Origin of the sequence: Enterococcus sp. DIV1420a (genome assembly GCF_051712165.1) — a bacterium.
In the GTDB taxonomy this organism is placed as follows: domain Bacteria; phylum Bacillota; class Bacilli; order Lactobacillales; family Enterococcaceae; genus Enterococcus; species Enterococcus faecalis.
This window is the reverse complement of sequence record NZ_JBIOOI010000001.1, coordinates 1817986-1843744: the sequence shown is the minus strand read 5'-3', so window position 1 is coordinate 1843744 and position 25759 is coordinate 1817986. Positions and strand designations below refer to the sequence as shown.

General features: G+C 37.8%; 24 protein-coding genes. 3 read left to right on the top strand and 21 right to left on the bottom strand.

The window, feature by feature from the left end; all coding sequences use genetic code 11:
• Window positions 1-74 precede the first annotated feature (74 nt).
• From IGI80_RS09250 to sfsA, 9 genes are all read right to left on the bottom strand, one after another.
• On the bottom strand, window positions 75-485 hold the full coding sequence (locus IGI80_RS09250) for a DUF3284 domain-containing protein (RefSeq protein WP_002355917.1): 411 nt from the start codon (window positions 483-485) through the stop codon (window positions 75-77).
• Window positions 485-685 carry a DUF3188 domain-containing protein gene (locus IGI80_RS09245; protein WP_002355916.1) on the bottom strand — a complete coding sequence of 67 codons (201 nt, stop codon included), beginning with the start codon at window positions 683-685 and terminating at the stop codon, window positions 485-487. Before IGI80_RS09245 ends, IGI80_RS09250 begins: the two co-directional genes overlap by 1 nt.
• Window positions 686-698: 13 nt before the next feature.
• Window positions 699-917, bottom strand: coding sequence for a hypothetical protein (locus IGI80_RS09240; protein ID WP_002355915.1), 219 nt, complete (start codon window positions 915-917; stop codon window positions 699-701).
• A 43-nt stretch (window positions 918-960) separates the two neighbouring features.
• Window positions 961-2424 (bottom strand): PTS sugar transporter subunit IIC, encoded by a 1464-nt coding sequence (locus IGI80_RS09235; RefSeq protein ID WP_002364646.1) that lies wholly within the window; start codon window positions 2422-2424, stop codon window positions 961-963.
• Between the two features lie 141 nt (window positions 2425-2565).
• The gene (locus IGI80_RS09230; protein ID WP_002355913.1) at window positions 2566-2883 is read right to left on the bottom strand and encodes a PTS sugar transporter subunit IIB; all 318 of its coding nucleotides are present in this window, start codon (window positions 2881-2883) and stop codon (window positions 2566-2568) included.
• Window positions 2884-3111: 228 nt separating this feature from the next.
• Window positions 3112-5817, bottom strand: coding sequence for a sigma 54-interacting transcriptional regulator (locus IGI80_RS09225; protein ID WP_438723264.1), 2706 nt, complete (start codon window positions 5815-5817; stop codon window positions 3112-3114).
• Window positions 5818-5861: 44 nt separating this feature from the next.
• Window positions 5862-7163, bottom strand: a complete 1302-nt coding sequence (locus tag IGI80_RS09220; RefSeq protein WP_002409084.1) for a DEAD/DEAH box helicase — start codon at window positions 7161-7163, stop codon at window positions 5862-5864.
• Window positions 7164-7189: 26 nt separating this feature from the next.
• A complete protein-coding gene (locus IGI80_RS09215; protein WP_002385098.1) occupies window positions 7190-8188 on the bottom strand; it encodes a Gfo/Idh/MocA family protein in 999 nt (332 codons plus the stop codon).
• A gap of 105 nt (window positions 8189-8293) precedes the next feature.
• Window positions 8294-9025, bottom strand: a complete 732-nt coding sequence (sfsA, locus tag IGI80_RS09210) for a DNA/RNA nuclease SfsA (RefSeq protein WP_010823484.1) — start codon at window positions 9023-9025, stop codon at window positions 8294-8296.
• Window positions 9026-9223: 198 nt separating this feature from the next.
• Between sfsA and IGI80_RS09205 the strand changes: the two genes are divergently transcribed.
• The 3 genes from IGI80_RS09205 to zwf all read left to right on the top strand — a co-directional run bounded on the left by IGI80_RS09205 (window position 9224) and on the right by zwf (window position 11955).
• Window positions 9224-9592, top strand: coding sequence for a DUF4828 domain-containing protein (locus tag IGI80_RS09205; RefSeq protein WP_002355908.1), 369 nt, complete (start codon window positions 9224-9226; stop codon window positions 9590-9592).
• Between the two features lie 171 nt (window positions 9593-9763).
• A complete protein-coding gene (locus tag IGI80_RS09200; protein ID WP_002358896.1) occupies window positions 9764-10432 on the top strand; it encodes a metal-dependent transcriptional regulator in 669 nt (222 codons plus the stop codon).
• Window positions 10432-11955 (top strand): glucose-6-phosphate dehydrogenase, encoded by a 1524-nt coding sequence (gene zwf / locus IGI80_RS09195; RefSeq protein ID WP_002355906.1) that lies wholly within the window; start codon window positions 10432-10434, stop codon window positions 11953-11955. The genes IGI80_RS09200 and zwf overlap by 1 nt, the downstream gene beginning before the upstream one ends.
• Window positions 11956-12006: 51 nt before the next feature.
• Here the strand turns inward: zwf and ileS are convergent, their stop codons facing one another.
• The 12 genes from ileS to mraY form a co-directional block, all read right to left on the bottom strand.
• The gene (ileS, locus tag IGI80_RS09190) at window positions 12007-14787 is read right to left on the bottom strand and encodes an isoleucine--tRNA ligase (protein WP_002387984.1); all 2781 of its coding nucleotides are present in this window, start codon (window positions 14785-14787) and stop codon (window positions 12007-12009) included.
• Between the two features lie 325 nt (window positions 14788-15112).
• Window positions 15113-15799, bottom strand: a complete 687-nt coding sequence (divIVA, locus tag IGI80_RS09185; protein WP_438723263.1) for a cell division protein DivIVA — start codon at window positions 15797-15799, stop codon at window positions 15113-15115.
• A 151-nt stretch (window positions 15800-15950) separates the two neighbouring features.
• Entirely contained in the window at window positions 15951-16733 is a 783-nt protein-coding gene (locus tag IGI80_RS09180) for an RNA-binding protein (protein ID WP_002355903.1), read from the bottom strand.
• 26 nt (window positions 16734-16759) lie between these two features.
• Window positions 16760-17017 carry a YggT family protein gene (locus IGI80_RS09175; protein ID WP_002355902.1) on the bottom strand — a complete coding sequence of 86 codons (258 nt, stop codon included), beginning with the start codon at window positions 17015-17017 and terminating at the stop codon, window positions 16760-16762.
• A gap of 28 nt (window positions 17018-17045) precedes the next feature.
• A complete protein-coding gene (locus tag IGI80_RS09170) occupies window positions 17046-17690 on the bottom strand; it encodes a cell division protein SepF (RefSeq protein WP_002358891.1) in 645 nt (214 codons plus the stop codon).
• Window positions 17691-17703: 13 nt separating this feature from the next.
• The gene (locus IGI80_RS09165; RefSeq protein WP_002358890.1) at window positions 17704-18381 is read right to left on the bottom strand and encodes a YggS family pyridoxal phosphate-dependent enzyme; all 678 of its coding nucleotides are present in this window, start codon (window positions 18379-18381) and stop codon (window positions 17704-17706) included.
• Window positions 18382-18397: 16 nt separating this feature from the next.
• Window positions 18398-19630 (bottom strand): cell division protein FtsZ, encoded by a 1233-nt coding sequence (ftsZ, locus tag IGI80_RS09160; RefSeq protein WP_002355899.1) that lies wholly within the window; start codon window positions 19628-19630, stop codon window positions 18398-18400.
• Between the two features lie 26 nt (window positions 19631-19656).
• The gene (ftsA, locus tag IGI80_RS09155) at window positions 19657-20979 is read right to left on the bottom strand and encodes a cell division protein FtsA (RefSeq protein ID WP_002355898.1); all 1323 of its coding nucleotides are present in this window, start codon (window positions 20977-20979) and stop codon (window positions 19657-19659) included.
• 173 nt (window positions 20980-21152) lie between these two features.
• Window positions 21153-22277, bottom strand: a complete 1125-nt coding sequence (locus tag IGI80_RS09150) for a cell division protein FtsQ/DivIB (RefSeq protein ID WP_438723261.1) — start codon at window positions 22275-22277, stop codon at window positions 21153-21155.
• 8 nt (window positions 22278-22285) lie between these two features.
• Window positions 22286-23377, bottom strand: coding sequence for an undecaprenyldiphospho-muramoylpentapeptide beta-N-acetylglucosaminyltransferase (gene murG / locus IGI80_RS09145; protein WP_002355896.1), 1092 nt, complete (start codon window positions 23375-23377; stop codon window positions 22286-22288).
• 4 nt (window positions 23378-23381) lie between these two features.
• Window positions 23382-24752: a UDP-N-acetylmuramoyl-L-alanine--D-glutamate ligase gene (gene murD, locus IGI80_RS09140; protein ID WP_002396481.1), complete on the bottom strand. Its 1371-nt coding sequence runs from the start codon at window positions 24750-24752 to the stop codon at window positions 23382-23384.
• Window positions 24753-24774: 22 nt separating this feature from the next.
• Complete coding sequence (gene mraY, locus IGI80_RS09135) at window positions 24775-25740, bottom strand: phospho-N-acetylmuramoyl-pentapeptide-transferase (RefSeq protein ID WP_002366386.1); 966 nt, start codon at window positions 25738-25740, stop codon at window positions 24775-24777.
• Window positions 25741-25759: the final 19 nt, after the last annotated feature.

Sequence of the window (25759 nt, the reverse complement as noted above, 5' to 3'; positions counted from 1 at the left end):
GATAAGTCGAAACGACTCATCGCTCACTTTCTAAAGCTGAAGAGAATCAACTGGACAAAAGCCGCTTTTTCCCTTTAAGCAGTTTCCATCATTTTAAGCATTTTATAAAACTGTTTCTTTTTAAAATAACTTAAAAAGATACCTAATACTGCATCATTCAGTTTTTGTAACGCCCCATAAGAAACCATTGTTTCTGTATAACGCAGTTCACAGCTTTTTTCATCAATTGGCTGTAGCTCATACCGCACCGAGAAATCATTTTTAGTTGTGGATGTTCGAAATTGATAGGTCTTATTTTCTACAGCTTCTTCAATAACTATTTTCGCGCGACTATTTTTACTATATTCTTTGATATATTCAAACTTACGTAACTGCTTTCTTGTAAGAGTTTTGCCTGTTTGCTTACGGATATCAAAAATAACAGAATTCATTAATTGCGTGTAAAATTCATCTGCTGAAATAGTTAATGTTTTCGTAATTTCCATTACCGTTTCACCTCATCCTTTGTCGCCTCTTCTTCAGCAACTTTTTTTCCTTTAAAAAACAGGTAACCACCAAGTCCAATGAAAAAAATCCCCGTTGTCAGACTTAATAAATCATAGTTTAAGGAGCTGGGATTCAACGAATACAAAACAATCAAGAAGCCAATACTACATAAAAATAATCCATTTCTAATCATTTTCATCCATCCTATCTTTTTAGACTACCGTTGCTTGGAAATATAAAACGCCACCCCAAGGTTGTTCCTTAATCAGCTGTTTTGCAACTTGTGCAGCAGTTTCAGGGTCTCCTTCAACTTCAAAAAATAACTTAATACCATTCTTTTCTTTAAAAGTAAATGTTTCATTTTCCCCTTGATATGCCTCTAGTAAAGTAATAATTTCCTCTTGCTTCATTGCACTTGCAATCGAAATCATGCCGCTCGCTCCTTTCTATACAAGTAATTGCTGTTTTTATTGCCTATTGCTCACTTTCGCCTAATGCAGGATCCATTTTGTTAGCAGCGATAACAAACGGTGTCCAAATCAAGAAAGTGACTACCATACATACCAACGCTACGATTGGTGCGCGCCAGTCAGCACCTGTCGCTAAGAAAGATAATAGCAACGGCGGTGTCACCCATGCGACTTGTTGAGAAACTGGGGCGACTAGCCCAAGATACGTTGCAACCCAGCCAATTGTAGTAGCAACTAATGGCGCAATTACAAATGGAATAAACATAATTGGATTCAGAACAACTGGTAAACCAAACATAATCGGTTCATTGATATTAAAGATCCCAGGTCCTAATGATAATTTACCGACTGTTAAATAATCTGCTCGTTTGGAGAATAACAAGATTGCAATAATTAGGACAATTGTACCGCCTGAACCACCAAACCAAGCAAAAGCATCAAACGAACCACGGACCCACATGTAGGCTTTACCGTCGTCAATAGCGGCTAAAACCGCAGCTGTTCCTGTTTTTCCTTCATAACCTTTTTGGAAAATATCAATATTGATTAATTGTGCTTGTCCCCAAATTCCTTCAAGAACTGGTGCCAAAACGTTTGGCCCATGAATACCAAAGAACCAGAAAATTTGAACAAAAACTGTTACGATTAACACAGCGCCTAGTCCTTGTGATAACCCAAGGAACGGTTCCGCGATATATTTTTGAATTAAGTCAATTAATAATTGACCGCCTGAAAGTTTTGACACCGTAAAGTTAATAATTGCTACGACATACAATGCGATTGTTGCTGGTAAAATTGCCGCAAACGCTTTTGAAACTGCTGGTGGTACAGAATCAGGCATTTTTATTGTTAAATCCGCTTGCATTAATTTACAAAAAATAATGGTTGATAAAGCGCCCATAATCATCACCGTAAAGAAAGCGTTACCATTTAAATGGTTGAGATTTAACCAACCCCATGGATTGACAGTCAATTGATTATTAGCAATTGACGCACCAATTTCTGCCCCATTAATTGCGTTGGCAATCTTTTCTGGCACTTTCACAGCTAATTCAGCTGTGTTATTTGGTGCAAAAGCAACACCTGAAATTAAGGTAGCTAAACTGACAATCCCACCAGCTAGCTCATTCACATTGTATGCTTTCGCTAAGTTATAGCCCCAAGAAAAAGCGAAAATCAAACCAGCGATAGCCAATGTACCATTCCAAACAAAACCATTAATCCCAATGATGACATTCAATACTGCAAAAATACCTTTGTCTGCTTCCAAACTTGCCGCATAAGTTGAGACAAACTCTTGGGGAAGATCTCGAATAATTGCGTTAATCATTACGGCGACTGATCCAGCCATTGTCGCAGGTAATGTACCAATAAAAGCATCCCTTAGTGCCACCAGATGTTTCTGTGCACCAATTTTTGCGGCAGTTGGTAAGATATATTTTTCCATCCATGCCATTAATCCGTTCATTTTTATTCCTCCTGTATCCATTTATATTTATTAAAAAGGCAGTAGCCTCATTAAACGAATGAATCGAGCGTACAAAATAAAACCTTTGGTAACATGCACTATCCTTGTTTGCTATTCACTTTTCTTAAACGTTTTAATTCCTTATCCCATTAATGAGATTGCTTGATCTAAAACTTTTTCGCCATTCATCATGCCATAATCTGCCATGTTAATTACATCTAAAGGAATCCCTTTTGGTTGTAATTTTTGTTCAAATTGCCCTTTCATGAAACGAACTTGTGGACCTAAAAGTAAAACATTCACCTCTTTATTTTCCAAGTTTGTATCTGCTTCTGAAGCCGATACTGCAAAGATGTCTGCTTCCATGCCACGATCTTCTGCTGCTTTTTGCATTTTTGTTACTAATAAACTTGTGCTCATTCCCGCGGAACAAACTAACATAATTGTTTTTTTTGCCATTTTTTCTTCATCTCCTTAAAAGTTATGACGTTATACACTTTATTTATAGCAATAATTGTGCCAAGTTTTTTCCTCATTAAAATACTGATATAACAGCTTTTGTCATCGAAAAAAGCGTGCACACACTAAAAGAAAACGCTTACACACATGAAATTGTGTGTAACTTACAAAAAGAAAACATCAAGAAAAAAGAGAGCGTTTTCTCATTTCTTGATGTTTTTTTATTTATTATTGTTTACTTTTAATTTCATTTTCTAAAAACATTTGGGTAACATGCGCAACTTCTGCTTCCGGGATCGTCACACGATACGCCCGTTCAATTAACATAAAATTCGTGCGTACGACATCGATTTCTAAACGATGTGTTTTAACATATTCCGCTAAGTTTGGAAAAGTTCTTGCTTCTTCTCCTTTAATTAAAGCATCTACCAGAAAAGCCAAATGAATCATGATTCCGGCATCCACCCCTGGTTCAACAATAATATGCATGTCTGTTTGTATTTGATGAACTGTTTTTTGTAACATGAGAATTAATTTTTGTAAGGAGTCCACAGAAGTAATGACGCCACTTAGTGAATGAACAATTGTATCAATTGCCACTTCATCACTAGCAATCCGTTTCAATACATTTAATTTTTCATCATCAAAAATATCATAGACGGAAAAGAAGGGAATATTTTGATATTCAACATCCACAGTTCCCGCAATGGCCTTAATTTCATATTCTTCCATCAAGTTGTCGATATGCTTTTTAAACGTTTCTCGTTCAATAAATTGCATTTGAATCAGTTCCACTTTTGTTTCATCAATAACTGGTAAGATTCGTTGGTATAGTTTTGCGGCGACCCCTTCTCCTGTAAAGCACGTCACGATTACTGCTTTTTTTACGTTTTGACGTTTTTGCAGACTAGAGCGAAATTGTTCTCTCACAACGCTTTCAAAAGAAAGTTGAATATTTTGGTAAATGTCCTCTAAACTTCGTCCCACGCTTGCCATTCGAATAGCTTCTAAGACAATCATTGTGCTCGTCATTGTAATCGCCTTTGTTCGGATACCTGTTTCTTCAAACAACATATTTCCAAACGAATTTAATGAACCCATATCCGTCAGTAATAAAATCCCATTATTTAACGATTCTTTTTGCGTAATTACTTGGTTTCGTAATTGTTCATACATTGTTTGAACTTCCATCGTTAACGGCATATTCATCGCTGTTCCGATTGACGTTCCTAAAAGTTCTTGGGCGGTTTTCAACATACTTGAGGCAGTAGAATCCCCATGCATTAAGACGAACACACCAACATTATTTTCTGGAGTTCTTTCTTCTTTACCGACATTAATAGATAAAAACATACTAATAAAGCCAATTTCATCGAAAGGAATCTCTATGTTGTTCTCTTCTTCAATAATAGAAGATAAATCTAAGGCTACTTGAAATTCTTTTTTCATATTTTTACGGACATTATTTAAATCAGGATGGACAATCACATGACCTTCTTTGACACGTTCAATCGTACTTTGTAAATGAAGCGCAAAGGCAAAGCGCGCAGTTTCGTTGTACGTGTGTTCCAAACGCTCTTCTGCGATATCATAAAGACGATTCGTTAAGTCCCAAATAGCTTCTGGTAATAACTCCTTATGTAAAGAATGTTGGGTTAATTCTTCGACATAATTTTTAAAATACGCATTCATATCTTTAGAAATCAATTCTTCTAAATCAACATTTTCTAAGTCAGCTTCAGACAAGTCAGCGACTTTTTCTTCGATTTCATTGTAAACTTGCATGTCTCTAGCTGGATCTTGCGACCAAACAATTTTGTTGGTACCTGGCTGGAAAGATAAATAATTACTTTTACTATCGACAAATTGATCCAAGCGCTCAGGTACTTCTTTAATTTTTAATAATCCTTTTTGGACAGGTAACGACAAATCCCGTTTACGGATAACCAAATGTTCTAAATTGTGCGTCCGATAATAAAGAAATGACTTAGCACAAACTAATTTTAAGTCCCGCTTCACCTGACCAATATTTCCTTCTGCATCGTATAACATGAACGCCAAAACTGCTTCGCGTTCGATATCAATTTGTTGGCCCAAACGTGTTGCCTCTTGCTGAATAAATAACGAAATGATGGCATAACGCTCATCTAGCGTCCGTGCATCTAAAGATGGTAATGTAATCGACATCGGAATCCGCCGATTAAAAGTGGTTAAAAAGTTTTCTGAGGATTCCGTTGTCGCACCAATAATTTGAACAGAGGCTTCATAGGTTTGGCCACTTTCTCCTAATGGACGGTACACGCCTTTATCAATAAACGTAAAGAGCATTTCTTGACCTTCTGTCGGTAAACGATGAATTTCATCTAAAAAGAGAATCCCGCCATCTGCTTTTGCCATTAAGCCTGGACTATCTTCATTCGCACCAGTATAGGCGCCTTTTTTTACGCCAAAGATATGACCAAATAATAATTGTGGGTTTTGTGCATAATCAGCACAATTAAAAGAGACAAAAGGGGCATCTTCATCTAAGGTTTTTGAATCAATGGCAAAACGGTACATACATTCAGCAAAAAGAGATTTCCCTGTTCCTGTTTTCCCAAAAATAATCGTATGCAAACCTCTTGGTGGATATAAAATAGCCGCCTTGGCCTGCTGAATACTCACTTTTAAAGAATCATTGGCACCTACTAATGTGTCAAAACTAACAGAGGTAGACTCATCTACATGGACTTGTTCTCCTTCATTGATTGTTGGCACTGAATAGATAACAGGACGTCCAGTACTTCTAGTAATTTTCTTTTCTTTGAATAATTCATTTAAATAACGGCTGGCATTACTGCGATCAATCATTAACTGTTCTGCTACCGCTCCTGCCGTTAAGCCAGTTTCATTTTTTTGAAGTAACGCTAAGATTTCTTCCTTCCGAGATTTCATGGAATCCTCCTCGATACAACGTTCTGCTTGAAGCTCGTAAAGCGTTATTTCTTCGCTTTACGAGCTCCTTTGTTTTTCGTGTTTTTCTTTTTGTTTTTCTTCTTTTTGCGTGTTTCTTGTGGTTCTTTGACAACAGAATTTACTGTTTCTGGTTTTCTTTCTTTCGTACTCTTTTTTTCTGAATACGTATCTTTGGCTACGTTCTTTTTTTCTAGTTCATCTTTGGCTTTTGGCTGTTCATGAAGTGCACCATCATATAAAAAGATTTCCTGATAGGGAATGGCCAATTGTTTCATCAAACGTTGATAATCTCTTTTGGTTCCGTCGTTGATAAACGTAATCACTGCCCCTTGTGCACCCATCCGGCCAACGCGACCAGAACGATGAATATAGCTCTCTTCGGTTAAAGGAACATCTACGTTTACGACGTAAGGGACCCCTGTGAAATCTAAGCCCCGTGCCGCAATATCCGTGGTTAGTAACAACTTCACTCGTTCTGCTTTAAATTGATCGATCGCCAATTTACGCAACTGTTTACTTTGATCTGAAGCCAGACCAATAGCTGGCACATTCTCATAAACTAATTTTTCTTCTGCTGCACCTAAATCAGCAACTTGATTGAAAAAGACCATGCTTCTGAATGCTTCTGTATGGGCCAAACGACGTAAGTAATCAGCTTTTTTTCTTGGTGCTAATCGAATAAAGTAGTGGGCGACTTGACCTGCTGAAGTATCTTCTTCCGTCACATCAATCACCTGTAATTTTCGGCTTAAAGATTGCGCTTGATTCACGACACGATCAGCAGTCGCTGAATAAAAAACAAGTTGGTATTCGGTTGGTGTGTGTGTCAAAATTTGCTTGGTTAAACTTAGCTCTTCCTCTTGGAAAAGTTGATCAACTTCATCCATTACAATTGTTTTTAACAACTGAGCTTTGACTTTTTTATTCTTCATTAACTCTAAAATCCGACCTGGTGTTCCGATTAACACTTCAGGACGTTTTTTTAACTTGTCAATCTGGCGTGAAACATTTGCCCCGCCGATTAACGTTTGAACCGTTAATTGAAGTGGCTTAGCCCAAGTCCGAGCAACTTCAGCAATTTGCATAGCTAATTCTTGAGACGGAGCAATAATCAACAATTGATTTCCCTGTCCTTTTTCAACAGTTAAGAGTAAAGGCAGCATATAAGCAAGTGTTTTTCCAGTTCCTGTCGGCGAAATTCCTAAAACATTTTCTCCTTCGCGAAGGGGCGTAAAACTTTTTTCTTGAATTGTTGATGGTTCGTTAAAGCCAGAAGCTTGCCACTGTTCTTGCCAAGCCTCTGGAAGTTGTTCTAAAAATCTCATATTGTTCCTTTCCTATCGCTTAATTCTTATTTATCAGCATCAAAAATAATGCCGGCACTATGACGTAAATCAGTGACTACTTTATTGACATTTCGAGCAAGCTCAACCCATTCTTCATACTTGGTGCCCCAATACTTATCTGTTGGGTTATTTAAAACTGCTGCAAAATCACGGGCTTCTTCAATCATTGGATTATCAGCTACTTGAATATCTAAGACATCACGTTCTTCATGTGCGCGATCATGGTACTCAGCCGAAGAAATAGCATTGACACTATCTAAAATCAAGGTCCCGTTTTCAAAGTAAATTTCGGATGGCGCAAAAGAATCACTAATTTTCCCAGTGTTTAACGTCACGTCAAACTGATCATATCGTAAAATAATTGTTCCTAAGCCATCGACACCTGTCGCAATTTTACTAGCAAAATAATGGCTTTCGTTTGGTACGCCAAACCAGCCCAAGGCTGCATAAACTAAATAAACGCCTAAATCTGCTAAGGCTCCCCCAGAAAAATGAGGAGAAAAAATATTTGGCTCTTTGCCTTCTAATACTTGATCATAGCGAGAAGAATATTTCATATACGTAAAATTCGCACCTAAAATTTGGTTTTTTAATGGCAATAATTCAGCAATTTTTTGGAAACTTTGCTCATGAATATTACGGGCCGCTTCAAAGAAATACACACGATTTTTATTCGCTAATTCAATAATTTCTGCCATCTCATCAGGTGTTGAAAAAGCTGGTTTTTCAACAATTACATTTTTTTTCGCTAAAATTGCTTGTTTCGCTTGTTCAAAATGTAATGAATTTGGTGAGGCAATATAAACCGTATCCATATGTGCAATACCAAAAAACGTCTCTAAATCAATTGCATATTCCACATCCCCATAGCGAGAACCAAATTCTTGTGCCGTTGCTAGTTTCCGAGAATAAACAGCCGTTAAATCGTACGCACCCGTTTCTAAAGCTGCTGAAACAAATTGATGACTAATCCAATTGGTACCAATTACGCCTAAATGTATCATAATCAAAAACCTCCATTTTTTGTTTATTTACTCTCTTTATAATAGTAATCTCTCGTACAAAAGTCACGTAATTACCCTGCCTTAAAACGCTAGGAGTTCTTCAAGTTATTTATTAGGATCATCAAATGCCTGTAATAAATCAAAGGTTACCTGTGACTTAAGTTCAATCGTTGCTGGTGTTACGTGGCAATTGTAAGCAAGGACTTGCACACCTTGATCAATTGCAGCACCCACATTTTCAGCAAAGGCGGGTTGCATCTCTTGGTGAATCGTTGCTTGCTTAATTTCTTCAAATTGGACCACAAACAAAACGTAACAGCGGTAACCCGCTTTAGTTGCAGCCATTAGTTCAGTGACATGCTTCAAGCCACGAAGTGTTGGCGCGTCAGGAAAAGCACCGATGCCTTTATTTTCTAAAGTCATGCCTTTCACTTCGACAAAAGCTTGTTCGTCCGCATCCGTTTCCACTAGAAAATCAAATTTTGAATGTGCAAATCGTTGCTCACGTTTAACAGTTTGGATCGTACCAACTAAACCAGGAAGCACAATTTGACCATTTTTTAACGCTTCATTGACTAATGTATTCGGTACTTGGCTATCAATATTAATCCAAAAAGAACCTTTTTTTACTGCAATCAAATCGTAATCTGTTTTTCTTTTAGGCGATGGTTGATAACTAAGCGCCACAACAGCACCTGGTAAAAAAACTTCTTTCCCTCTGCCAGTATTTTTGACATGTGTGATTACTTCTTCATTCGTTTCCATTAAACGACAGTGTGCAATAAACCGATTGGGTCGTTCGATAAAATAAGCAAGTTGGACATTCGGGTACTTCATACACAGACTTCCTTTCTTACACACTATACCATAAAAAAACAAGGAAAAGTATAGACCAAAACCAACAATTTTACTATCTTGTGTCAATCATTAAATATTTGTCAATTCTCAGCGATTTAGTCGAATATTTTAGACAAGTTCTATATAATAAAGGTGACGAAGACGAATAAATGAAAATGAAGGTTAGGAGGAATTTCTTTGAAAAAACATTGGACTTTCTTGGTTGGTGCATCTTTACTTACTGGATTAGCAGGCTCTATCCTCTGGAAAAAAAATAAACAGCTCCCTTCCCCACAGGAGCTTCAACACAACTATACTGGACATTGGTGGTTTGTAGACGTGAAGAAAGCCACGCAACACACCTTGGAAATCACCTCATCTTTCAATGTTTTCATTGATGGCAAACAAACGCATGCCTTGCTTGTTGAATTAACCCCTAAACGCTTAGTTATCTTAGACAAGTTAGGTTACCATTTAATCATTCAATGTGAAAATGGTGTCCCTGCGACGCTTTACGATGAAGCCGACGACGAAACCTACACACTAGAACGGGCTATTTACAATTAATAAATCACCCACGACACATAAAATGAAGTATGTGCGGTGGGTGATTTATTTTTTTACATCCCTTGCAAAAGCATTCAGAAAGTTTTCTTACAACTTGAATATTATTAAATAGTCAAATGCGCCTTTTTCTGATAAACTTAGGATGATGTTTTTTTGAAAGGATGAGCCCCTATGACACCAAATCGCGAAGACTATTTAAAATTAATTTTTGAATTAGGTGGCGACGAAGTTAAAGTGAATAATAAACAAATTGTTTCTGGACTCGATGTTTCGGCAGCTTCGGTTAGTGAGATGATTTCAAAGTTAGTAAAAGAAGATTTGGTTGAGCATTCTCCTTATCAAGGGGTACAATTAACTGAAAAAGGCTTAAAAAAAGCGAGTACGTTAATTCGCAAACACCGAATCTGGGAAGTCTTTTTAGTAGAGCACTTAAATTACACTTGGAATGATGTGCACGAAGAGGCAGAAGTTTTAGAACATGTTACTTCACAGACGCTTGTGAACCGTTTAGCGGATTATTTAAATCATCCAGAATTTTGTCCACACGGTGGTGTTATTCCCGAAGATAATCAACCCATTCATGAGGAGAAACGCCAAACGTTAACAGACTACCCTGTTGGCACAAAAATTCGGATTGCACGTGTCTTAGACGAAAAAGAATTACTGGATTATTTAGTTTCCATTGATTTAAATATTCAAGAAGAATATACGATTAAAGAAATTGCTGCATATGAAGGACCGATCACCATTTATAATGAAAACAAAGAATTATCCGTCAGCTTTAAAGCAGCAAACACAATTTTTGTTGAGCCGTTGATTAGAGAAAGTGAGGAAAACTAATGAATGAAAAAGTAGCATTATTTACTATTTTCGGGGGGACAGGTGATCTTGCCAAACGCAAATTGTATCCTTCCCTGTTCCGCTTATATAAAAAAGGATTATTAGCTGAGCGTTTTGCGGTGATTGGTACCGCACGTCGGGAATGGACAGACGAATACTATCGGGAAATCGTTCGTGAAACCATTCAAGACTTAAATCCCACGGCCGAAGAGGCGACTGAATTTTCTAGTCATTTCTATTACCAATCACATAATGTGAATGATACGGAACATTATAATACCTTAAAAGAATTATCTGATCGCCTAAATGAACAATACCACTTAGAAGGCAATCATGTTTACTATTTAGCTATGGCCCCTCAATTCTTTGGAACCATTGTTAATCACTTGAAATCACAACATATTATTTCGGAAGAAGGCTTTGATCGTCTAATTATCGAAAAGCCATTTGGTTCTGATTATGAATCTGCCTACGAATTAAATGAAGAAATTCGTGCTGCATTTCCTGAACAAGATATTTTCCGAATTGACCATTACTTAGGCAAAGAAATGATCCAAAATATTTCAGCCATTCGTTTTGCCAATAATATTTTTGAATCACAATGGAACAATCGTTACATTGATAATGTCCAAATCACCTTCGCTGAAAGCTTAGGTGTCGAGGATCGTGGCGGCTATTATGACCACAGTGGCGCACTAAAAGATATGGTTCAAAATCATATTTTACAAGTCGTTGCATTGCTTTCTATGGAGCCTCCTGTTGCCTTTTCTGAAAAAGAAATTCGGACTGAAAAAGTAAAAGCTTTACGTGCCATCCGCCTTTATTCTGAAGAAGAAGCCCTTCAAAATTTCGTGCGTGGACAATACGGCGAAGGTCAGCTAGCTGATCAAACATTCGCAGCCTATCGTGATGAACCAAATGTGGCAGAAACTTCATCCACTGAAACTTTTGTTGCTGGTAAATTTTTAATTGATAATTTCCGTTGGTCTGGCGTCCCTTTCTATGTTCGCACAGGTAAACGATTAACTGAAAAAGGCACACGTATTAACATCGTCTTTAAACAAGTACCTATTAATGTCTTCAAAGATGATACGTGTGAAGAATGCGATAAAACCGATTTACCACCGAATGTTTTAACTATCTATATCCAACCAACTGAAGGATTTTCATTAACCTTAAATGGAAAAGAAATCGGTCAAGGGTTCAATACAACTCCAGTGAAACTTGATTTCCGTCAAAGTGCTGAAATGACTGAAAATAGTCCAGAAGCATATGAAAAACTTCTATTAGACTGCCTAAATGGCGATAGTACAAACTTCTCTCATTGGGACGAAGTTGCCCAATCTTGGCGCATTGTTGACATTATTCGACATGCTTGGGATAAAACAGACGTTTCTTTCCCTAATTATGCCGCTGGCACAATGGGCCCGCAAGCTGCCTTCGACTTATTAGAAAAAGATGGCTTTACTTGGGAATGGCAACCAGATAACTGGTACCGTGACCGCGGTCAACTTGATCAATAAATAAGCCAAAAAAGATCCGCTAGTTAACAACTAGCGGATCTTTTTCCTTGTTTATTCGAATCCTTCAGCAACCGCTTCTGGATAATTTTCTTCAACAATGTGTGCACAACGGCCACAAAGTGTTGGTAATTTTTCATCTGAGCCGACATCTTGACGAACGGAACGACAACGGTCGCACGTTTCGCCTTCTGCTTTTTCAACTAAAATAGCCATGTCTTCAAATTGAACAGCTTCACTAGGTGCTACTTCTTTTGATACTTCAAAGTCGGAAACAATTAGTAATTGAGCAATATCTGCATCAACAGCTGTCATTAATTGACGAATTTGTTCATTTGGATAAACAGTTACTTTGGCTTCTAACGATTTACCGATTAATTTAGAATGACGAGCTTCTTCCAACGCTTTTAAGACATTGTCACGGAAATCCATAAAGGCTGCCCATGTATCCATCAATTCTTCTTCATTAGTAAACGTTTCGTAACCTGGGAATTCAGCTAATTGCACATACTCTTCTTCTTCTTGTAAGAAACTCCAAATTTCTTCCGCTGTATGTGGAATAATTGGTGTCAATAATTTTGTTAATGAAACCAATGTTTGATAGAAAACAGTCTGCATACAACGACGTTGATAATCATTTTCTGCTTCAATATAAACGACATCTTTCGCAAAGTCTAAATAGAAAGAAGATAGATCCACAGTTAAGAAGTTCATAACTGTCCGATAAATATGCATGAAATTATATTTTTCATAACCATTTTCACGGATTTCTTGAATGACTTGATTTAAACGAACCGTCATGTATTTATCTACAGAACGTAAATCAGCATAAGCTACAGTATGCTCAGCTGGATTAAAATCACTCGTATTCGCTAACAAGAAACGCATAGTATTACGGATTTTCCGGTACACTTCAGATACTTGGTTTAAGATATCCATTGAGACACGCACATCGGCTTCCGCGTCAACACTACTTACCCACAAGCGTAAGATATCTGCACCCATTTGATTGATAACTTTTTCAGGTAAGATAGTATTGCCTAACGATTTACTCATCTTACGGCCTTCGCCATCGAGAACCATCCCTTGAGAAATAATTGATTTATAAGGCGCTACTCCATTGATAGCGACACTTGTTGTAATACTTGAGTTAAACCAACCACGATATTGGTCAGAACCTTCTAAATACATATCTGCTGGGAAAGTTAACTCTTCTCTTTCTCGTAAAACTCCTTCATGTGAAGAACCTGAGTCAAACCAAACGTCCATGATATCTGTTTCTTTGGTAAACTCGCCATTTGGTGAACCTGGATGTGTAAAGCCTGCTGGTAGTAACTCTTTTGCTTCACGCATAAACCAGATATTTGATCCATGTTCTGCAAATAAATTCGCTACATGTTCAATTGTTTCTGGCGTAATGATGGCTTCCCCGTTTTCAGCATAGAAGATCGGTAATGGTACACCCCACGCTCTTTGGCGAGAGATTACCCAATCACCACGGTCACGAATCATATTATATAAACGTGTTTTTCCCCAAGGAATTAGCCAGTCAACTTTCTCAACTTCATCTAAAATATCTTGACGGAATTTAGAGATTGAAGCAAACCATTGTGGCGTTGCACGGTAGATAACTGGTTTTTTGGTACGCCAATCATGTGGATAACTATGCGTAAAGAAATCTAATTTTAATAACGCGCCTTTTTCTTCTAATAACTCAGTAATCATTGGATTCGCTTTGTCATAGAAAATTCCTTCAAAACCAGGTGCTTCATCTGTAAAGACCCCACGGCTGTCAACAGGAGAAATAACAGGTAAATCATATTTACGGCTAACGATATAGTCATCTTCACCATGCCCTGGTGCGGTATGAACTAAGCCAGTCCCGGCATCTAGCGTCACGTGGTCGCCTAGCATAACAAGTGATGTTCGATCATAGAATGGATGTTGAGCTGTCATACGATCTAATTTTTCACCAGAAAATTCTCGCAAGACTTCTACTTCTTCCCAACCAACCGCTTCTTTAACTGTTGCTAATAAATCTTTAGCAATTACAAATTTACGACCGTCTGCCTTCACTTCAACATACGTAAAATCAGGATTAACTGAAATACCTAAGTTGGCTGGTAATGTCCAAGGGGTTGTCGTCCAGATGACGAAGGCTGTCTCGTTATCTAAAAGACCTTTACCATCGGCCACATTAAAAGCTACGTAAATAGAAGGTGATTTTACATCTTTGTATTCAATTTCTGCTTCTGCTAAAGAAGATTCACTTGAAGGAGACCAATAAATTGGTTTTAAGCCTTTATAAATATAGCCTTTTTCTGCCATCTTACCAAAAACACGAATTTCTGCTGCTTCATACTCTGGATCTAACGTAATGTATGGATGTTCCCAATCGCCTGACACACCTAAACGTTTAAAATCGTTACGTTGTTTATCGACTTGTGATAAGGCATACTCTTTACATTTTTCGCGATACTCAGCGACAGTCATTTCTTTACGTTTAACCCCTTTATTGGTTAACACTTGCTCAATTGGTAAACCATGGGTATCCCAACCAGGCACATAAGGAGAACGGAAACCAGACATTGATTTTGAACGAATAATAATATCTTTACTGATTTTATTCAAAGAATGTCCTAAATGAATATTTCCGTTTGCATACGGAGGGCCATCATGTAAAACAAAGGTTGGTTTTCCTTCGTTTAATTTTTGACGTTGTTCATATAAGCCTTTTTCTTCCCAGTCTTTTTGCCATTCTGCTTCACGGTTTGGCAAGTTCCCACGCATTGGAAAAGCTGTTTTTCCTAATTGCAATGTTTCTTTCATTTTCATATGCATTTGCCTCGCTTTCATTTTATCGATTTAATTGTGTTAGTTCATACTAAAGATGAACGATAGCTGATAAAAGTAGATAAAAAAAGAGTACTCCATCCCAAGGGACGAAGTACTCGTGTTACCACCCAAATTCAAAGTAGAGTTGCCCCTACTTTCTCTGAAATTGATAACGGTAATTATCCGGCAATTCCTACTCAAGTGTTCAGAACTGCATCTAGGATAGAGGATCTGTTTAATGCCAGTGTCTGTCAAACTTTCACTATCATTGACTCGCTGCTAAGAATAAACATTAAACGTTCTGTTCTATCTATTTTGATTCTTCTTAAATTGTTTCTTCAGTGACTTCAATTACAGGCTTTTTTTCTACTACAGCATCTGTGTTCTCTTCAGAGTTTACAACAGTTTCATTTTCGTTGTCAAGGTCTTGTTCATCAAGAATTTCCTTAACTGCTGTATGTTTGTCTCCGACATAACTAGAAAAAGGCTTTAAAATCTCTTCCCACTCTTCACTCTTCACTTGCTCTAATTGAGTTTCAAGCATTAAGCTTAAGCGTTGATGGAAGACACGTGTTTTCTTCTTCAAGTCTTCTGTTTCCCCAGCTAATTGGCGAGCACGTTCAATTGCTTCTGCTAAGATTTGTGTTGATTTCGCTTCAGCATCTGCAATCATTGCATTTGATTTACGTTCAGCTTCTACCAAGGTTTCTTTGGCTTGGTTATCTGCCGAAGTGATAATCATTTCTGATTCTTTGTTGGCACTTGATTTCACTTTATCAGCGGTATCTTGTGCAACAATAATTGATTGGTTCAATGCATCTTTCAATTCATTGAAGTATTGTAATTTTTCTTCTGCGTGTTTTAATGATTTCTCAAGTTCACGATTTTTTTGTAATGCATCTTCATAATCACGTGTGACTTGATCTAAAAAGTCATCTACATCGTCTTGGTTATAGCCTCTCATTTTTGTTGAGAAGTCTTTGTTTTGAATATCTAATGGAGTTAATGCCATATTCCTTCACCTCTTTGGATTATTTTTGTAAAACCCCTTATGAACACATTCTCATACTAATCCTGAAATAGCAAATATCTTACTTTTTTTATTATACACAACTTCGTCTGAATGAACAGCCAAAATGGTTTTCTTAAACAAAAGTTCGAGATTATTTTCTCAATACCCCTAAGAGGACACGAAATTTTTCTTTCTTTGTTTTTCCTTCTAATTCTTGAATCTGAAGGCGCCCAAATCCTCGTATCGAAACAATATCTAATAAGTCTAAAGCAAAATCTGGTCGTGTCGTTTCTGTCCAATTGACTTTTACTTTACCAGATTCGATCAATTGTTTTGATCGCTGCCTTGAAATATTAAATACGGCGGAAATCACACTATCCAGCCGCAAAGAGCTCATAGTCGTTCGCTCTTCTTGCCAACCATCCTTCGGTATCAAAATTTGTGTATAATCCCGCTCTTCTAAACGAACAGTAATTTTACCAATTTTGTCGACTTGGTTAACAACGAAGCCAGCTACTTCTTGTGCTATAAAAACCTGCCACTTATCACCATCGGAAATAATATCTCCAAAGGCTTCCCTACGAACCCCAACATTCATCAAGGTGCCTAAAATTTTCCCATGAGATAATGTCGCAAATTTAGATGGATAAATAATTTCAAATAATACAACACCAAAATCTGTCTCTTCTGGTATGTAATACGCTGGATAAATCAAGCAGCGTTTTCGTTCTGCTTGCTCATAACCACCATAAAAAGTAAACGATAAATCACTGTTTTGTCGAATCAACGTTTCCAAAATATACGCCTGTCTAGGATCAAGAAAGTCTGTCAAATAAGGCGCGTATTGCATCTCCACTTGCTCTAGCCAATCCCCGACAGTGTCAATAAAAGGATGTTCATCTTTGCGGAAATGTTGATACACATTTGCGTTCATAGATAAATCATCCTTTCTAAAAGTTATTAATAAACAATAGCTCGTAAAATGACTGCTAAGCCACCCGCTGCTAGGTTAAGGACAATAATCCCTACCATTACGTTAAATCCAACCATTCCAATCCTTAAATTCAAACGGTCAAACAAACTTAAGTATGGTTCACAAATTCTAGAGAGCAAACGCCCGAAAGCAGAATCATATGCTCCTGGAAACCATGAAAGTAGCGCGTAAATCACTAGTAATCCTGAATAGATTTGAACGCCTTTGTATAATAGAGTAATCAGTGTTGCGATAATAACACCTCCCTAAGGCTTAGAAATCAAAGAATTGTTTGTTGGCTAAAGATTGTGCTGTCGCACTATCAATTTCCATATTCGCTGGTGTGCATAAGAAGATTTCATTGCCAACGCGCTGAATATCTCCGTCTAAAGCATACACAGTACCAGTTAAGAAATCAACGATGCGTCGTGCTTGGTCTTCTTCTACTAATGTAAAATTAACTAGCACAGCTTCTTCAGCAAATAAATGTTTCGCAATGCTCATTGCTTCTGAATACACACGTGGTTCAATAATAGTAATTTTATGTGTTTTTGCATTGGCGGTGCTTTCTTGTGCTCGTCTTGTATTCGTAGTCGCTGATTGATTAGAACTACGCATAGAAACCACTTTTTTCTCTGTGTAAGCAGCTTGTTGTGTGTCTCTTTCTTGATGCGCTTCAGCAGAACGATAGCGTGCAGAAGGTTTTTCAACTACAGGCTCACTTTGTTGTGTATAAGCTGGCTGATTGTAACTTTCCTGTTGTTGAACAGGGCGTTGTGGTTTAGGCCGAGCTGCACGACGCGGTGGTTCATTAACTGCTTTGCGCTCTTCATATTCTTCGTAGTTATCATAATAATCATCTTCTTCGCCAGATAAGCCAAAAAAGCTCGATAACGCATCCTTGTTAAAAATTGACATAAATTCCTCTCCTTTACGCATCTCTGAATAACGCTGTTCCGATTCGTATAAAAGTTGCACCTTCTTCAACTGCGATTGGGAAATCGTTACTCATTCCCATGCTAAGTTCTGTACAAGGAGCAAAAGATAAATGTTTCTCATTTACGGTCATTTGCAGCTCTTTTAATTCTCTAAATGTTGCATGTAATACTTCTTCACTTGCCCCAAAAGGTGCCATAGTCATTAGACCGACGATTTGAATTTTGTCCAAATCAGCAAGTTCTTGAATGAAAGGTAAGACGTCTTCTTTACGAAAGCCGTGCTTGCTTTCTTCCCCAGTTATATTCACTTCAACAAAACAACGAATAACTTTCGTTGCTCTTTTTTGAATTTCTTTGGCTAGACTCAGACTATCTAATGCATGAAAATAATCTATCTCATTAATAATTAATTTTACCTTCCTACGTTGTAAATTACCAATTAAATGCCACTGAATATCATTAAATTTTTCCAATCCAGCTTTCTTTTCTAGTAACTTATCTACTCGGTTTTCAGCTAAATTCTGGACACCAAGCTGAACAAGCTCTGCTGCTTCCTCAATTCCTACTGATTTAGTGACGCCAATCATTGTCACATCAGCAACAGAGCGCTGTGAGCTTTTGCATGCTAGCTGAAGTTGATTATTAATATTTGTTAAGTTTTCAGCTATCATTTCTAATCGATGCTCCTTATCGTTTTCTGCGGAAAAATGGTGGCGTACTTAATTCGTCATCATTGTGATTTGGTTCTTCACGGTGGAATGTGTCAAATTCTTTTTTGTCTACTTGTTCTAATGAAGATTCATCAACTTTTGGACGTGTATTTTGTTCTCTGCGAATATCCCAATCGCCAAAAGCACTTGCTTCTTCTTGTGATTTTGGTTGATCCATTTCCACAGATTGAGTTGTTTGTTGCATTGGTTGAACCGCTTGTCTTGTTTGACGGTGCGGTTTTCTATCCTTTTTTGATTCATCAATACCTGTAGCGATTACTGTTACACGAATTTCGTCGCCTAAATCTTCATTGATTGATGTACCTAGGATGATGTTCACATCACCTGAAGCAGCATTTGTAACGATATCTGAAGCATCTTGCGCTTCAAACAAGGTCATATCTAAGCCACCAGTAATGTTTAATAAGACTTGTTCCGCACCATCGATTGATGTTTCTAACAATGGTGAAGAAATAGCTTTTTTCGTTGCTTCAATTACGCGTTCTTCGCCGCTCGCTACACCAATTCCCATTAAAGCTGTTCCTTGGTTTTCCATCACTGTTTTCACGTCAGCAAAGTCCAAGTTTACGTAACCTGGCGCAGTGATTAAATCTGAAATTCCTTGAACACCTTGACGTAATACATTATCAGCTTCTCTAAATGCTTCAAGCATTGGCGTTTTCTTGTCAACGACTTCTAATAAGCGGTTGTTTGAGATAATTAATAGTGTATCAACGTTTTCTTTTAATAAGGCAATTCCTTCAGCAGCAAAACGACCACGTTTTGGACCTTCAAAACTAAATGGACGAGTTACTACACCAACTGTTAAAGCGCCTAATTCTTTAGCGATTTTTGCAACTACTGGCGCAGCACCTGTACCAGTTCCGCCACCCATACCAGCAGTAATGAAAATCATATCCGCGCCTTGTAATGATTCTGAAATCACTTGTTCACTTTCTTCTGCAGCTTTTTGGCCAACTTCAGGTTGTGAACCGGCACCTAAACCACGAGTGTATTTAGGGCCTAATTGAATCACTGTTTCTGCTTTTGAATGTTTTAATGCTTGAACGTCTGTATTGGCTGTGATAAATTCCACGCCTTTAACGTTTTCTTCGATCATACGGTTTACAGCGTTTCCGCCGCCGCCACCTACACCGATAACTTTAATGACTGCACCGTTGTTAATGTTATTGTCTAATGAAAATTCCATGATATCGTATCCTCCTGTTTGTGTGATTAGTCGAAAATGTTCGAGAAGAAGTCTTTGATTTTGCCTGTCACTTTTTCACCAGACTCACGTTCGTTGAATTCTTCGTATTCTTCTTGAGGCTGTTCAGCATATGTGTCATAGCGAACTTCTTGTTGGACAGCGACTGATTGTGCTGGTTTCGATTTTTCACCAGGGATTGCATATTTGGCAATGTGATAAATATCGTTTAGTTGCGCTGAATATTCCACAATGCTAATGACATTAGCAAAGACTGGGTTACGTAAGCCCATGTGATTTGGTACGTATAGTTTTACGTTGGCTTCAAAAATCTCTTGCGCCAAATCGACAATACCTGGCATACTAGCGGCGCCACCAGTTAATACAACGCCTCCAGGTAATTCAAACGCATCAATTTCATCCAGAACTTCTTTTGATTTTCTCAAAATTTGTTCCACACGCGCTTCAATAATTTCTGAAAGGTAACGTTCGTCCACTCTTACAGGCTCTGACTTACCGATAACATCAACAGGAAACTCTTCGTTTGCTGAAGTTCTTTCTGGATAAGCATCCCCATAATTAATTTTTAAGGCTTCGGCGTTGTTAAAAGAAGTATTCAATACGATTGAGATATCTTTCGTGATGAACTCACCGCCTTCTTGGTTAACATGAGTAAATTTCAATTGTTTGTCGTGGATAACAGATGTCGTTGTTTGACCGCCACCCATATCAATGACAATTGTTCCAAAGTCTTTTTCGCCATCTGTTAAAATTGTTTCCGTTAAAGCAAGCGGTGTAATCACTAATTCGTTAATTCCTAAGCCAGCTTTTTCAACACATTTACGGATGTTATGGATGATTGTTTTTGGTCCAGTATAGACAACGCCAAACATCTCCATGCGAACGCCAAGCATTCCACGTGGGTCTTTGATGCCTTCAAAGCCGTCGACGGTAAAGTCTTGCGGTAAGATTGCAACAATTTGACGTTCAGGAGGAGTTGAACGAACCAAAGCTGCAGATGCGACGTTGCGCACATCCTCATCTGTAATTTCTTTTGATTCACTGCTAACAGCTATCATTCCTTGACAGCTTTCTACTTCTAATAAATTCGCTGGTAATCCAACATTTACGCTTTTAATTTGAATGCCGGCTTTTTCTTCGGCTTGTCGAACGGCCCGTTGGATTGCTTGAACTGTTTGATCAATATCGACGACAATCCCTCGATTCAAACCGTCTGATTTTGCATTTCCAACGCCGATGATGTTCATTTGACCTTCAATATATTCAGCGACAACTACTTTGACAGAAGTTGTACCAATATCGAGGCCTACATACATTCCTGTTTTTGCCATGAACGGAATTCCTCCTCCTATTAATTCCAATATCTAAGCGGACAAAGGCGTCCGTTTAACTATCTCTTTTTTAGTATTATTCACTTCTTCCAATTTTACCATAAAAATGGGGGTTTTAGAAAGCAGATTATACGAATTTGTTCGTTAATTTTTGAAACATTTTTGTAAAAAACTTATTCTGCTTGTTGCACTTCTTGATTTTCTCCATTTGTCGGCGTACCGTTATTCGCTTCATCCGTTGCTGCGCCTGCATTTGGGTCCACAACTTCTTGATTTTCAACCGCTGAATCTTCGGAAACTTCACTGCCCGTTTCTTCACTTTCTTTTTCATACGGATAAGAAAAAATGCCGACTTCCATATTAACGATTCCAGGTTTGTCCATTTGCTCGGCTACTTGTGAATAATAAGCCATTTTTTCACTTAAATCAGAAATATTAACAATCACTCGATTTCCATCATTCATATAGACATTAATCAAGTCTTTATTGGTTTTTGATGGTGCATATTTAATTTCTGAAATTCCTTGTTTAATTTCTTGAGGTAATTTGTTGTAAGAGGCCATTAATTCAGGGATTAATTTATCCTCTTTGAAATTCTCAAAAATTGGTTTGCCACTTTCAGCAGCCTTGGTGGTTTCCGCCAAAGTTTTACCATTCTCTAAAATCGGATGATAGCCGCCTTTAGTCGCAGCAAGAGCGACAATTTGATACTCTTGAATATCAATTTTAAATGAATTAATACCATTTAACTTAATGTTCGCCTTTTTTATAATTGGAAACTTTTTCTGAATATTTGCAGAAAAATAATTTCTATTTGAATACTGCTCCCATAAGCCACTACCCGTTTCAAGTTTTGACTGCTGAATAATCGCTTGGCTCTCCACACTTTTGTTACCTGAAACTGTTACTTCACTCAATCGACTAAGAGGCGAAACAAAATACAATGCCACTAAAATGGCTGTCCCTAAACAAGTTAAAATAAAGGCTAAACGCCTGTATAAGCGCTTGTTCCGTGTTTTCTTAACGTTCGGTAAACGATCTGCAAAATGCTCCTCTTCTTCCACTGTTTCTTGTGGAAGATGTTGTTGAGGCTCTTCTTGACTTTGTTCTTGTAAAGTGATGGTGACTTCTGCTTGTTCGTTTTCACCTTTTGAAGCAGCTTCTTCCGCTTGCTTCTTCAAATATTCTTGGTTTTGTTTTTGCCAAGGTGTCAGTTCAGGTTGAGACTCTTCCGATTTTTTTGGAGGTAATGGTTTTCTTTTTTTGAATATATCGTTCTCGTTACTAATCTTCCACACCTCCTATCTCAGACTAACGTTTTCACAACTTGATACAAACGATCACTTGCATCTGGGATGCCTTCCCCTTTGGACGCCGTTGCCATCTGTTGTCTTTTTTCATTGTTTAATAAAATATCATCAATTGCCGCAACTAAACGAGCGCCGGTCAATTCTGCATCTGGAATCATTTCAACAGCACCAACTTTTACTAAGCTTTGCGCGTTTTTCGTTTGATGATCATTCGTGACGTAAGGACTCGGAATTAAAATTGCTGGTAATCCTAATGCGGTGAACTCCGCAATTGAGGTTGCTCCTGCACGTCCCACCATTAAATCGGTATTAGCCATCACTTCAACCATTTTATCAATATACGGTTGCACACTTATGTTTGTCAATTTCTTTTCAGAAAGCTTTAGACTTTCTTGAAGTTCCTGATAATATCTTTCTCCTGAAGCGTATAAAACTTGATACTCTCTCTCTTCAAACAAAGGAAAGGCCTGTTCAAACGCTTGATTGATTTTCAAGGCGCCACGACTTCCGCCAAATAAAACCACCGTTTTCTTTGCTGGATCCAAGCCAAACTCTGATAAAATAGCTGACTTTTCCACCGTTACGACTTCTTGTCCCCGCGGGTTCCCTGTTAAAATTGTTTTTTCTTTCGGGAAAAAACTAGCGACATCTGGAAAACAAATCGCAATTTTATCCACATAACGACTTAAAAATTTATTTGTCATTCCGGGGATACTATTTTGTTCATGAATAATTGTCGGTATTTTCAATTGGTGGGCCGCATAAACTACTGCACCAGAAACATAACCGCCTGTACCAATGACCACATCTGGTTGAAATTCACGAATAATTTTTTTTGCTTTATTAATGCTTGTTAAAAATAAATAAATTGTTTTAAAATTTTGAGGACTTAGCGAACGCTTGAATCCTTGAATTTTAATCGTTTTAAATGGAATTTTCGCCTTTGGCACAATTTGACTTTCTAGACCATTTTCTGTTCCCACATACAAGAATTCTGTTGCAGGTGCTTCTTTTTTGACGTGTTCGACGAAGGATAACGCAGGATAGATATGCCCACCTGTGCCACCACCAGTTACTAGTATCTTCATTTTCTCACATTTCACTTTCTTTTAATTGTTGAACAGCTTGCATAAAGGCTTCCCCGCGTACTTCAAAATTCGGGTATTGATCCCAACTTGCGCAAGCAGGTGATAGTAAAATAGTATCATCTTTTTCCGAATAATCAAAGGCAATGGTAACCGCCGTTTGAACATTTTCAGCAAATAAAATTGTTTCAATGTTCGCTTTTTTAGCAGCTTCCGCCAATTTTTCTTTAGTTTCTCCAAATAAAACAATTGCTTTGAGTCCCAGCAGAGCAGGAACCAATTCATCAAATGAGTTACCGCGATCCAAGCCACCCGCAAGTAAAAGTAGCTTTTGGTTGTCAAACCCACTTAACGCCATCTCTGTAGCTAAAATATTGGTTGCTTTTGAATCGTTATAAAAACGTCTTTGCTGAACTTCGCCAACAAATTGCGTTCGATGGGGAACGCCCGAAAAGTTTTTCAAAGTTTGTCTAATCTGAACATTCGATACATTTTTTAATTTAGCTACACAAATCGCTGCGAGTGCATTTTCAATATTGTGACTGCCAGGAATACCTAACTCGTCGGCGGGCATAATATATTCTTCATTAAAATATAATTTCCCATCTAAAAGATAAGCCCCTTCTACTGCTTCTTTCGTTGAAAAAGGCAATACGTTGGCAGCTGTGGTTTTGGCTAACGTTTGAAGCTCTACTTGATTCCAATTTAAAATCAAGGTGTCCTCTACGGTCATGTTTTTTTGAATGGCCCATTTTGCAGCAACATATTCTTTCCGCGAACCATGATAATCCAAGTGTGCTTCAAAAATATTTGTAATTACTGCAATTTGTGGGTGAAACGTCTCAATTCCCATTAACTGAAAACTAGAAAGTTCCATCACAAGATCATCCTTGGCCGTTGCTTCTTGAGCCACCGTACTCGCTGGAAAACCAATATTTCCCGCCAAACGTGCCTCACCAGCCGTTCTGTCAGCGTTTAGCAGTAAACCAATCATCGTGGTCGTGGTTGTTTTACCATTGGTGCCCGTAATGCCGACAATTGGACATTCGGCAATTTGACCTGCTAATTCCACCTCAGTTATGATAGGAATTTTCCGAGTTAGTGCTTCTGCCACAAGTGGATTTGTATAAGGAATACCAGGATTTTTAACGATTAGTTCAAATTCTTCATCCAACAATTCAATTGGATGCCCCCCTGTAACAACACGAATACCCAAGGTTAATAAATCTTGGGCGTCAGGGTTTTGATCAAATTGTTTTGCGTCATTAACGGTAACGAGCGCACCTAACTCATGTAAGAGTTTCGCTGCGCTGACACCACTTTTAGCTAGTCCTAAAACCAACACTTTTTTGTTTTGATAGGTTGTTATTTTTTTCATTGTCAATTTCCCCTTTGATAGATTAGAAAAGAATCCATAATGTGATTCCTGAACAGATTAAACCGACAGACCAAAAGACAAAATCAATTTTCCATTCAGACCAACCACACATTTCAAAATGGTGATGAATTGGTGACATTTTAAAAATCCGTCGACCAAATAATTTAAATGAAGCAACTTGTAAAATAACACTTGCTGTTTCACAAACGTAGACAAGTCCAATTAAAAGTAGCGTCCATTCTTGATGCAAAATAATTGAAATTGCTGCTAACAATCCACCTAATGCTAATGAACCAACATCACCCATGAAGATTTTTGCTGGTTTTCTATTATAAGGGAAAAAGCCAATCAGCCCACCAATCACACTTAGGCAGATAATCACAACATCAAATTGTTGTTGTTTCCAGGCAATAATTGCATAAGTACCAAATGAAATTGTTCCTAAACCAGCAACCAAACCATCAATTCCATCTGTCAAGTTCACGGCATTAGAAAAACCGACTAACCAAAAAATAATAAACACGCCATAAAAAATACCTAACGGAACTTCTGCTACTCCAAACAAATCTAAGGTTTCTGAAAAGCCTTCACTTCGATAAACAAAGTAGAAAACCAACCCACCAAAAATTTGACCAATTAATTTTTGACGAGAATTCAAGCCCATGTTCCGTTTTTTAAAGACTTTAATGAAATCATCTAAATAACCTAGCAAACCGTATAATACTAAAATAAATAGAATAATTAGTAGAGACGGCGTAAATTGGTGGAAAAACAACCCCATTGCTAATGAAGTAATCAAGCTGGCTACAAGGAAAACGACTCCCCCCATTGTAGGGGTACCTGTTTTCACGCTATGCCAAGTTGGGCCATCTTCACGAGTAACCTGCCCTTGTTTTTTCATTTGAAAATAGCCAATGAATAGTGGCATTACGCTCACTGTAATGGCAAAACTCACCACTATGGGAATAAAAATCTGTGTCCACTCCATGTTATCTCTCCTAATTATT